At 43.8% G+C, this 11138-nt stretch carries 6 protein-coding genes and 1 rRNA gene; 3 read left to right on the forward strand and 4 right to left on the reverse strand.

All coding sequences use genetic code 11. The features are described from left to right. Positions 1 to 65: 65 nt before the first annotated feature. Entirely contained in the window at positions 66 to 2663 is a 2598-nt protein-coding gene (locus BLU80_RS13140; protein WP_170831239.1) for a polysaccharide lyase family 8 super-sandwich domain-containing protein, read from the reverse strand. A gap of 354 nt (positions 2664 to 3017) precedes the next feature. Here BLU80_RS13140 and BLU80_RS13145 point away from each other — a divergent pair, with 354 nt between their 5' ends. Further along, entirely contained in the window at positions 3018 to 3761 is a 744-nt protein-coding gene (locus BLU80_RS13145) for a carbonic anhydrase family protein (RefSeq protein ID WP_091399262.1), read from the forward strand. A gap of 60 nt (positions 3762 to 3821) precedes the next feature. Here the strand turns inward: BLU80_RS13145 and BLU80_RS13150 are convergent, their stop codons facing one another. Continuing rightward, positions 3822 to 4727 carry a DUF6624 domain-containing protein gene (locus BLU80_RS13150; RefSeq protein ID WP_091399265.1) on the reverse strand — a complete coding sequence of 302 codons (906 nt, stop codon included), beginning with the start codon at positions 4725 to 4727 and terminating at the stop codon, positions 3822 to 3824. 587 nt (positions 4728 to 5314) lie between these two features. Between BLU80_RS13150 and BLU80_RS13155 the strand changes: the two genes are divergently transcribed. Then, positions 5315 to 6226 (forward strand): endonuclease/exonuclease/phosphatase family protein, encoded by a 912-nt coding sequence (locus BLU80_RS13155; protein ID WP_091399268.1) that lies wholly within the window; start codon positions 5315 to 5317, stop codon positions 6224 to 6226. Positions 6227 to 6514: 288 nt separating this feature from the next. After that, positions 6515 to 7816 carry a lipid A deacylase LpxR family protein gene (locus tag BLU80_RS13160; RefSeq protein ID WP_091399271.1) on the forward strand — a complete coding sequence of 434 codons (1302 nt, stop codon included), beginning with the start codon at positions 6515 to 6517 and terminating at the stop codon, positions 7814 to 7816. Between the two features lie 167 nt (positions 7817 to 7983). Here BLU80_RS13160 and BLU80_RS13165 read toward each other — a convergent pair whose 3' ends face one another. Next, the gene (locus tag BLU80_RS13165) at positions 7984 to 10479 is read right to left on the reverse strand and encodes a glycoside hydrolase family 3 N-terminal domain-containing protein (protein ID WP_244518911.1); all 2496 of its coding nucleotides are present in this window, start codon (positions 10477 to 10479) and stop codon (positions 7984 to 7986) included. Between the two features lie 345 nt (positions 10480 to 10824). Further along, a 5S ribosomal RNA gene (gene rrf, locus BLU80_RS13170) occupies positions 10825 to 10938 on the reverse strand. Positions 10939 to 11138: the final 200 nt, after the last annotated feature.

Genomic DNA, 11138 nt, shown 5'->3' on the forward strand with positions numbered 1-11138 from the left:
CCGCGTTTTTCCATACGGCTATAACTATTACTATTAGTTCCGCTCCTTTTTCTTTTCCCTGGGCATTACCGGAACTTAAATACGATTAGCTGACTGACCGTTCTGCCCGCCATAGGTTTTTCAGGTAAGTCAACTGTCAGTTCTTTATTTACCCAATTATTTTTGCCATTTTCAACCGCTATCTTAATATGAATCTTGTGTAATTGTTGGCTCGGGTCAGCGACCGATAGCTTGTAAGTCTGAACCTGGGACGGACGGAGTCGTTGAGTTTTTTTCTTCTGCCCCTTATCAGCTCTGCCGGCTACCCGCAAATCAGCTTTCACTTTTCTGAGCATCATCAGACAAGGCGCATCAGCCTGTACGCGCAGATTCCAATGCGCATACCACACCTCAGGCTTATAAAATGCCACCTGCTCTATCCCTCCACCTGCGGCAGGCAGATCCTGATAGACCGCCTGGATACTATCCGTATTCACAACCACCTCAGAATAGCTTTGACTCATATACGAATACGCAGCGTTTACTGACTTTGGCTTTACCAACCTTTTTTCAGGGGTCCCCGGATGTAACACATAACTATAGGCTGCGCCTTTAAGATTGGAGCCATGCTCCAGGCTCAGCTCAAACACCCTGCCACTGACCCCAGGATACGCTCTTGAACCAATCCCCTGCCAGTCAGCAGCTCTTTTTTCAACCTTCAACCTTAAGGGTGTGGTATTTAAAAGATTGCCTGGACTTCGGTACCCTTTTTCTGGCAGCAGCTTATATTTAATCCCCCCGTGAAAAATAGCATCTGGCATGGTAGCTGCTGTAAACAGGGTATCTATATCTCTGTGAATAGGCGTCTGTTTGCCCTGTCTACTAATAATTACGCCTCCTATGCTATCATACCAGCATTGATTTAAGGTGGTGGTTATTTGCCCCTTCTGGCTGCTATCTGTTGTAATACCTGTCCCCAGGCAGTATATCCGGTCCACCGCCATAAACCAGGCCTTATGATAAGAGAGCCCCAGGTCATTTTTAACGGTATATACACTCAGCCCGCTAATAGAGTCCGACACCCCGCCACAAAAATCACTGGTCCCTTTTCTATCCCCCTCACCTGGCGCTTTGTCTTTAGCTATAATAAGGGTATCGGGCAGGGTAGCACCTGGAAGGCGCTTCCAATCCCAGGCCGGGAATATATTGACATATTCCTTGCCCGTGACCATCAGGTCCATCACACCCTCTGCTCCCCAGTAGCCTTTTAGATTCTCCTGATTGCCGATCTCCTGCGCGTGATTTCTGGAAGAATTACCATGTAGTGACAGATAAAAGCCCGGATGACGCCAGACGGTAAAATCCGTGCACCAGTAATGAGATAGGTCATAGGGCTCATGATAGCCGGGCGGTTTAGCACCTGTCATCCTTAGATAGCTGTCCCGGTAACTGTTTTTATGGATAGAATCAATCAGCTCCAGCCGCTTTAAGATGGTGGTAAAATCTGGCCGGGTGGCGTCATATCGACTGATACCTCTACCCAGAATATTCCAGTCCATGGAGCCGCCCCGGATCTGCCCCAAAATAGACCTTCTGACAAAACCGGAGAAAAATGCCAGTTTCTCACCGGGGAGGCCGTAGGGCGTTCCTCTTAAGTACCAGGCACCTGACGATATGGAGCGCATCAGTACCGCTCCATAGGCCCCGTTATAAAGATACCCGTAATGCATATCAAAAGACTGGTCATACTGGATACCTTCGCCTGTCGTGTAATGAAGTGGCAAATACAGTTCTCTGGCCCCTACGCCCAGCATATAGTCGCTATGGAGTAAAGCGCCAATATAAATCCAACCCAATGCGATCTCCGATTTATTGGCACCCGAATTATACTTGTGCATGGGATTATTCCTGCCAGGACTATTAACGGCCGTATCCTTACAAATTGCTGCTATCGTTAGTCTTAAAGTGCTGTCCGGCAGTAAAGATCCGCTGCTACTATTCCCACTACTACCAATGCCACTTGTGCCACCCTTCGTTGCCACAGCCATTTGCATATTAATTAAACATAAGGCCAGGGTCTGTGGCCGGGTAATGCCCTGATGATACCAGTTGCTGCAATAAGGCAGCGGCTTACACCCTGAAAAATAACTGAGGGCCTTATTTACCGCATTAAATAATGCGGGGCTCTTATAATAATGACTTTTCCCCAGCCCATAAACTAAAGTCATGCGGCGCATCCTTTCCATGGCAGGCATCCAGTCCACTCCGATCCGCTTATGATCCTTATAATTTAAATCTGTGTATTTACCGGTCGTAGTATCCAGTAGCCGTAAATCTGCCTGCACCTGACCATCCAGTTGCTCAATAGCGACCTTTACCGCAGCCTCCCCTGCTGCGCCTGCCTGCTGATTATCTACCTGCACAAAAGGCAGCAACTGATCCTGATAGATCCTGCGTAAGATCATTTCATAGTTCATGGTAGTAGTAGCTGTGGCCGCAGCTTTATTACGTCCTTGCGCTGATGTATTAATATGACAGCTGGCTAGCATTGCCAAAACAATAGCGACCCTGGCTACACCAACAGGATGCTTAAAAGCAGATCGTAGAGTCCCCTTCTGACTGCTCGCCCCATTGCTTATCTTATTGACGCTGCGGTTATTCCCCGGTCTACAGCTACTGGTCATTTCAGTCATTGGTTACATTATTGTTTTATCCTTTTGTCCTTTTATCCTTTCGCATACTACCTAATGTCATCCGTTACCTGAATGAAATGCCTGCAAATAATAATTGATAATCAAGTAGCTTACAAAATCCCTGGTTTAAATCAGATGCAAAATTTATTGAAATAAAGATAGTAAACAGCCGTCTTAAAACAATAAAATAAAACGGAAAATCAACCCGCACTCTTTCCACACAACCAGGTTTCAATCAGTTCCATATCGTTATACTATTTTATCTAAAAATGCCACATAATCAATTTATTTTTCAATTGTCCGGCCTTTGACATAACTTTATTCTATAATACAAACGTTATCACCATGAAAAAAGCTGTATTATTCTTAGCCATAAGTCTCGCCTTATTCTCTTGTAATGAACAGCCGGAAGGTGGAAATTCCAGCGCTGACACGTCCAATACTGAAGTAAGTCAGCCCGCCCTCCGAACAAAAGTGCTGACAGCAGCGCAACAGCAAGCCTTGACACCAGATCAGGTCATCAATGAATTAAAAGAGGGTAATAAACGCTTTATCCGCAATGATCTAACAAAAAGGGATCACTCTGCCATGGTCAGAGATGCTGCAAAGGGGCAATTCCCTAAGGCTGTGATCTTATCATGCCTTGACAGCCGCATCCCGGTGGAAGACGTTTTTGACCGCGGCATTGGCGATATTTTTGTCGCCCGCGTGGCAGGCAATTTCTCCAACACGGATATCATAGGTAGTCTGGAATTTGGGTGTAAAGTTTCTGGCGCTAAAGTCATACTGGTACTTGGCCATGAGGCCTGCGGTGCCGTGAAAGGCGCTATTGATAACGTGGAGCTCGGCAACATTACGCCCATGCTGGCTCATATTAAACCTGCCATTGACAGCGTAAAAAACTTTTCCGGCGAAAGGACTTCTAAAGATGACGCTTTTGTAGAAGCAGTGGCAAAAGAGAACGTACTCAACACGATTGATAATATCAGAAGTCATAGTCCGATCTTAAAAGAAATGGAAGCTAAAGGAGAAATCAAAATCATTGGCGGTTATTATAATCTACATACGGGGGCAGTAGAATTTTTATAGTAGATTTGTAAAAATCATCAAATAATAACGCCCAATTGAAGATGCTTGGGAGGTATGATGTTACCGCTTTACCGGATCAGTAACCCACCTTTTAAGCGTACGATCATAACTCTTCTGGGTTCCGTAAATTTGTTTTTTTCCCAAATAGATCTGCCTTCTATCTAGGTACATTTCAAAAAGACTTTTAGATAATTGATGATCCTTATAGGCCTTTTTTACCATGGGATAATATTTTAAAAAACACGCTTTATCACCATGATGAATCGTAAAGAATTCTCCCATCATGGCTTTAACACCAACATCCTTGGGTCCAAGCCAACCATAGTGATCAATAATGCGAGAGACAGTGGCAATGTTCATAGAATCAATTCTCCCTATACTGTCATTTATCGCGTCAGGAACATTCTGCGGCGCATCATTTTTATTAATCAGAAGTTTTCTGAATTGTTGATCCCTGTCATATACCTCTTCTAATATCTTTTTTTGAACTCCATATCTCCCTCCATCACCAAAGCCAGTTAGGCTTTTAAAATAAGCTGTATACTTTTTATCGAATGCAGGATTATGCGGATAGTCTGAGTTGCTTTCAGCGAAATTCCACCAAATTGAGTTAACGATACGGAAATAACCTGAATAGAGGCGCATCACATTGTTTGTAAAGCCCTCTAATTTATTAAAATCTCCAATGCGATAGTACAGTTGGGGCAGCCAACAAAATGCGCGTTCTTCATCCCTACTTAGTGGATGATATTTTACCAGGTCTTCTCCCAGGTATTTCTCAAAATAATATATCGCTGTATCTATCTGACTTGCGGTTTTATTGGCTATTTCCCAATACTGCTTACCCCGGAGAAAATAAATTTCCCTTGGATCCAGATATGGATTGATATTATCAGTTACGTTTTTAGTATTATGACAACCTAAAAAAAGCATACTGCCATATAAAAATAATATCCACCTTCCCATTTTATTGTATTTATATTACCGCTAAATCATTCAACAAATTTAATCAATATTACATAATACAGGTTTGGACACATTTTGCGGGTTAGGCTACATCTATTTTTCCTGGTCGCTTAGCACCTCAAAAATAGATTTAGCCGCGGGAGCTACCTGCTGATTAAATTTATCTTTTTTTACCCGATCCTGTCACTTATAATGTCACCTGCTTGTTTTTTTGGCTCAGGTACCGTCCATAAAATCCTCAAAAAATGGCCCGTTTTTGTCCCTTGTTCTATATATTTGTTTAAACTTACTCGTATCCAAAATAAGATCTATGCGGTAAAATAAGTAATCCAAAAAAATTGAAAGAAGCCCCGCATCTGCCTGCTTTTAGTTTCAATAAAAATCTACGTGTGTGCTCCGCTGTATTTAATGCGCACTTATTTTAAAAGGGCACACTTGCGGGCGTAATTAAATAGGTGAAAAAAACAAGATCCTGTCAAAGCAGTAAGAAACTCCGTTTAAGAGGGCTTAATGAACTTTAATGCGCTTAAAATTTCTTCAGTGATCACAAAACCTAAAACCGCTTTAAACAGAATAGTTCAATAGTCATGAAACAAATAAAAAAAGTAAACAGAAAACAGTCCCCAAATACCTTTACCAGCAGTTTTGGTTTTCTATTGACTTCAAGTATAGGACTCTTCCTTGCCATAGCGCTCCTGCAACCTGCATCTGGTTACGCTCAACAGCAGCACCTGTCGCAGCAACAAAAAACCAGCACGCTCAAAGTCATGACTTATAATATTCTGCACGGTGCACCTCCCGGTCTAGCGGGGACGAGTCATGAAATAGACCTGACTAAAGTAGCGGAGGTGATAAAAGCGCAAAACCCAGACATTGTAGCTATCCAGGAAGTAGATAGTCTCTGGTCCAGATCTGACAATCAGGACCAGACGAAGGTGCTATCTGAACTAACCGGGCTCCATTATTACCACTATAGCGATTCCAGAAGCTTTACTGATACCGCTGGCTGGGGCTATGGTATCGGCATTCTCTCTAAATACCCCTTAAAAGACACCTTAACGGTATTTTTAGACCATAACAACCACCCGGGATCGGAGATCTGGGTCAATAGTGTAGCTACTGTAACATTACCTACAGGCAAGGATATCCGCTTTATCTCGGCGCACTACGACTATCTGAACGAGGACAATCGCATTTTAGAGGTTAAACAAACCAGCCTCATGGCCGATACCTCTTCCATCCCAGTCATCCTGGCAGGCGATCTGAATACAGAGCCCCATGAACGTCCGATTAAAATTCTAGCGCAAAGCTTTAATCGCAGCTGTGCTGACTGCCAGCTGAGCTGGCCCAGCGATAAGCCCAGGATGAAACTGGACTACATTATGTCCAGCAAGAAATCTGGCTTACAACTTATTTCCAGTGGCCTGATCCAAGGCGAAGCAGCGGTATTTGCCTCCGATCATCTGCCTTACGTAGCAATTTACAGCTATAGCTATTGAGTTTTGAGCGGACAAGACCCAATATAAACCTCTGAAAATCAATTTACAAAAATTTTAGCAGCGCTTAAAATTGTACCATTTAAGCTTAAGACCGATATTTGCCTTAATTTAAAACTTTTAAAAGCGGAAAAGGCAGTAAAGTTGAATGCTAAGTCGTCAAAAGCAAACAGTGTACGTAAGCCGGGGACGGGTAGCGTATTAGAAGCTGACAGCAAGTAACTTCATAGCAGACTGCCTGCAGGTCGAACTACAGGTATCCATCCGCAATATCTTGAATGTTTAAATATAGTGACTAAAAGGCGCAAGCTATTACATAATATAAAAAAGTGGTTTAAAGGGCCGCATCAGCCCTTTATCAGTAAGGCCCAGGGGTTAGCGCTGCGCTATGGCTGTGGCCATAGCTATCAGCCAAAGCCTAACTTAAGCCTGCCTTTACTACTAACGATTCTACTCACCTTTACGTTAAGCCTTTATAGCACTACCATACTACAGGCACAAGTAAACAATACAGATGTAGTCCCCCCTGTCAATATGGAGCAGGCTACCAGGATGCAGCAAGATCAGCATTATCAAGATAGTCTGGCTAGCGCAAGACGACAGCAGAGACGTAACGGCCTCTACCGGACCCAGCGGCACCACTTTTTCCAGATTATTAATGACAATGACAGCTATACCCTGACTGCCAATGACGGCTATTATACCAACGGCTTGAAACTGATTTTTGGCTGGACTAATATAAATAAAGCAAGCGACGCTTACTTGAATCAACCAGCTGAAGCGAACAAAGATACCAACAGCGACAAAGACAATATAGACTCCGTCAACCAGACAGAACGTGGCCTTAAGGGACGCAGTCAGACCATCCACTCCATGGAAATCGGTCAACTAATGTATAATGCCAAAAACGGCAGTTACCGGTACAAGGATGAGCTGGACAGGCCTGTAACCGCTTTTTTATATATCCGTTATGCGGAGCAACATTTTACTAAAAATCAGAGTTTGCTGGGCTGGGGTATAACGCTGGGCACCATCGGTCCGCCTGCCCTGGGCAGGCAGATGCAGCAGTCCATTCACTCCTTGTTTAATATGTACACCCCGGAGGAATGGGATTACCAGTTAAAAACAGAAGTGGGGCTAAACGCAGACTTTACCTGGTCTCCCACGCTGCAACTCTCTGAAAACCCCAATAGCCCCTTTAAATTACTGCCGGTGGTAGCAGCCTCCGTCGGTAATACCTTCACGGGTACAAGTCTGGGTTCTGTCCTTTCTTTGGGTAAAATGGGCACCAACAACCAGACGGCTTTCTGGAAGGCCCATTTAAATAATACAGAAAACGAATCCTTTTTCTATCTCTATCCGGAAATGGTCTTAAGTGTCTATAATGCGACCATTCAGGGAGGCCTTTTCAGATCCGATAAAGGACCTTATACCGGGCAGCTGAATCATTTACGCTATCGTCAGACCATAGGCTGGATGCATAGCGGCCCCATATTTAATATCGGGCTGAACTTAATATATGATGCCCGGGAATCCAAGACCCAGCTCCATAATCAGTGGTATGGCAGGGTACAATTCGGATTTGCATTTTAGATTAAACTGAACCCCATTACTATTCAATAAATAAATAAAAGCCACTGACCAGTCTTAAGACCCGTTAATCAGTAGCTTTTATTATTTTTATTTAATAACAACGGAGTGCCGATCGCCATTCTTTCATTTAAGATCCGACTGTATTGACCCCACTCCGGCTCGGATTTTTACTGCACGGTAATTTTTTGTTTCAGCCTGATATCCTCGCTCGAGCTGCCGATACCGATTTCAAAATCACCCGGTTCAACCACGCGGTGCATATCCCTGTTTGTGATTGCCAAATCATCCGGCTCCAAAGTAAAATGAACAGTTTTCGTTTCTCCAGGCTTCAGATAGATTCTGTCAAAGCCTCTGAGCACAGAATTATAGGTCGTTACGCTGCTGTATAAATCGCTAAGATAGAGCTGAACCACTTCATCACCTGCCACGGTACCTGCATTGGTGACTTTACAGCTTACCTGTATTTGCCCCTGGGTTTGCTTCTGCTCGGGGCTAATGGATAAATCACTATAAGTAAAACTGCTGTAGCTTAATCCATACCCAAAAGGATACAGCGCACCGTTGACCCTGCTGTGGCCATAACCGTCCTTTTTATGCGGCCCGTCCTGATCCAGCTGACTGCCATTTTTAAAGGGAAAATTAAACTGGATCTGCCCTACCGCTTTGGGCCAGGTCATAGACAATCGACCACCGGGATTATACTGGCCAAATAAAACCTGTGCAATTGCAGTCCCACCCTGAGGCCCGGGAAAGCCCGCATTGATAATGGCCGGTATATTTTCTTTGGCCCAGTTAATGGTCAGCGGCTGGCCTGTGATAAGGATCAGTACAACCGGTTTGCCGGTAGCCTTCAGTGCTTTTAGCAAATCCAGCTGTCTGCCCGGAAGGCCTAAATCCGACCTTGAATATCCTTCACCCACGGTGTGATTATTTTCTCCTAGTACCGTTATAACCAGATCGGCGTTCTGAGCTGCCTGTACCGCTTTATCTATGGAGGCTTTTTCATCCTGGGTCAAATCCGTTGGCATCAATTCTGATCCAGGCCAATCCTTACTGACTACTTTTGCGCCCAGTTCATAGCTGATACTGGTTTGGGCATTTTCATTGGCCACTAAGGTCTTGACACCCTCAAGTACTGTTGTGACCGGGTTATTATTAGGGCCATAGCGACTGGTGGCATAACTGCCATCAGATGCTAATTCACCTGTAACCAGAATCTTTTTATATTGTCCTTTTTTTAATGGCAGTAGATGATCCTGATTTTTCAAAAGCACCAGGGATTCCTGGTTTAGCTTTAAAGCGATCGAATCCGCCTGCCTATTTTGGACGATCTTATCCGCAGCTTTAGGATCCGCTACATAAGGCGCATCAAATAAACCCAACTCAAATTTCACCCTTAGGACATCTCTGACCCGGTCATTGACCGTCGCAATGTCCAGCTTACCTGCCTTGACCAGGTTACGTACATTATTGATATAGTATTTAGGCTGATTAAAATTTGTCCAGACATTCAGGCCAGCCTCTACGGCTTCTCTGGTAGCATCCTCAAAATCGTGCGCCACGCGGTGCTTCTCATATAAGAATTCTACAGCCTTACTGTCAGATACTACATAGCCTTTAAAGCCAAACTGCTCTCTTAAAAGGGTGGTCAGAAAATAATGGCTGCCGGTAATCGGCTCCCCGTCCCAGTCATTATAGCTACTCATGACACCAAGGGGATGCGCATTTTCAATGACTTTTCTAAAAGGGTACAGAAAAATCTCATGCAATTCCTTAGGTGCAACATGCGGATCCGTCCTGACGTCTCCATCTCTGCCGCCTTTGGGTACACTATAAACCGCAAAATGCTTTAAAGTGGAAGCTACCCCGTTTTGCTGGATACCTTTAACCATCTGGGTCCCTAAGGTAGCAATTAAAAAAGGAGATTCTCCGTAGGTTTCCACCACCCTGCCCCACCTGGGATCTCTGGAAGGATCCAGAATGGGTGCATAGACATTGGTATAGCCTAAGGCCTTGGCCTCTCTGCCTACGACATCCCCTGCCAGATGGACTAATTTAGGATCCCAGGTAGCGCCAATGGAAATCGGTGCAGGAAAAGGTGTCGCCCCATCAGAACATAGTCCGTGAATCCCTTCATTGGTAAAATCCACCGGGATCCCAAGCCTTGTCTGTTCCACAAACCAGCGCTGTACATTATTCATTGACTCCGCATGCACGCTATGTGGGAAGCCGAAGCTGGTATGCTTACCCGTATGATTGGGCACATTATTTAAATTCTCATCAATATTGGCGATCCCGTCTTTCCATATTTCATTATGCCATTCAGGGGTAGGCTGAGAATCTTTCAGGATTCGTCTGTATCCGTAAAGAGTCGCCATCTGGCAGCTCTTTTCATCCAGATTCATCTGGGAGAGCAGATCTTCCACCCTTTTATCCAAAGCCTGCGAAGGATCCTCAAAGACATCCATTTTGCCATTCTTATTAAAATCAATCCAGCCCTTGTGGTAGATAGTATTCTTTTGGCCTTGCTGCGCCAAAAGCTTACTTACCGGAGACAACAGGCCAGCTACCATTAATACTGCCAGAATAGCCTTTCCCGATTTATAGGAAGGCCGAAAATAATAATCAATAGCTGTTTTGCTATTTTGGGCATCTTTAGGCATGAAAATAAAATTTAGAAAAGTGTATAGGTAAACCAACAAAAAGTAATTATTAAATCAATCAGCACAAAATCCTAATAGCATAATCCCGGAAATACTACAAACAGCATTTGGAGCGATTGCCAACTCTTTACATTTTTTGGTCAAATAAATCAAATTAGAAATAATATACCCTGACAAGTTAAGCGATTCTGAGCAGGACTGCTCTAAATATTTACGGAACCGTTTGCGGAGTGCTTAATTCCGGAAACTTACAATTGGGAAGCCTTCATTTGTGATGGTGACTCTGTCTTGACATATGTACAAAAAAAAAGTCTCAATAATTGCTTATTGAGACTTTTAAAATAAATATGGCAGCTACCTACTCTCCCAGGGATAATACCCAAGTACCATCGGCCATGAGGGGTTTAACTACTCTGTTCGGTATGGGAAGAGGTGAAGACCCTCGGAATAACCACCATAAAAAGGTCGTGTGCTGTCTTCGGATACTTCTTGGTATCACACACTAAATAAGGTCATATTGGAAAAGCTCATAAGAGCAACTATACCTACCATTTCAGAAGTAAATATAGATTTAAAAAATAAAGCTTACGGGCAATTAGTACTACTCGACTTTGATGTTACCACCTTTACATCTATAGCCTATCAACGTCATCGTCTCT

Source organism: Arachidicoccus rhizosphaerae (genome assembly GCF_900107765.1).
Lineage (GTDB): Bacteria > Bacteroidota > Bacteroidia > Chitinophagales > Chitinophagaceae > Arachidicoccus > Arachidicoccus rhizosphaerae.

Bases quoted from the DNA above. Each gene is read 5' to 3' on its own strand.
- BLU80_RS13140 (WP_170831239.1), bottom strand. From the start codon at position 2,663: ATGACCAGTAGCTGTAGACCGGGGAATAACCGCAGCGTCAATAAGATA.
- BLU80_RS13145 (WP_091399262.1), top strand. From the start codon at position 3,018: ATGAAAAAAGCTGTATTATTCTTAGCCATAAGTCTCGCCTTATTCTCT.
- BLU80_RS13150 (WP_091399265.1), bottom strand. From the start codon at position 4,727: ATGGGAAGGTGGATATTATTTTTATATGGCAGTATGCTTTTTTTAGGT.
- BLU80_RS13155 (WP_091399268.1), top strand. From the start codon at position 5,315: ATGAAACAAATAAAAAAAGTAAACAGAAAACAGTCCCCAAATACCTTT.
- BLU80_RS13165 (WP_244518911.1), bottom strand. From the start codon at position 10,479: ATGCCTAAAGATGCCCAAAATAGCAAAACAGCTATTGATTATTATTTT.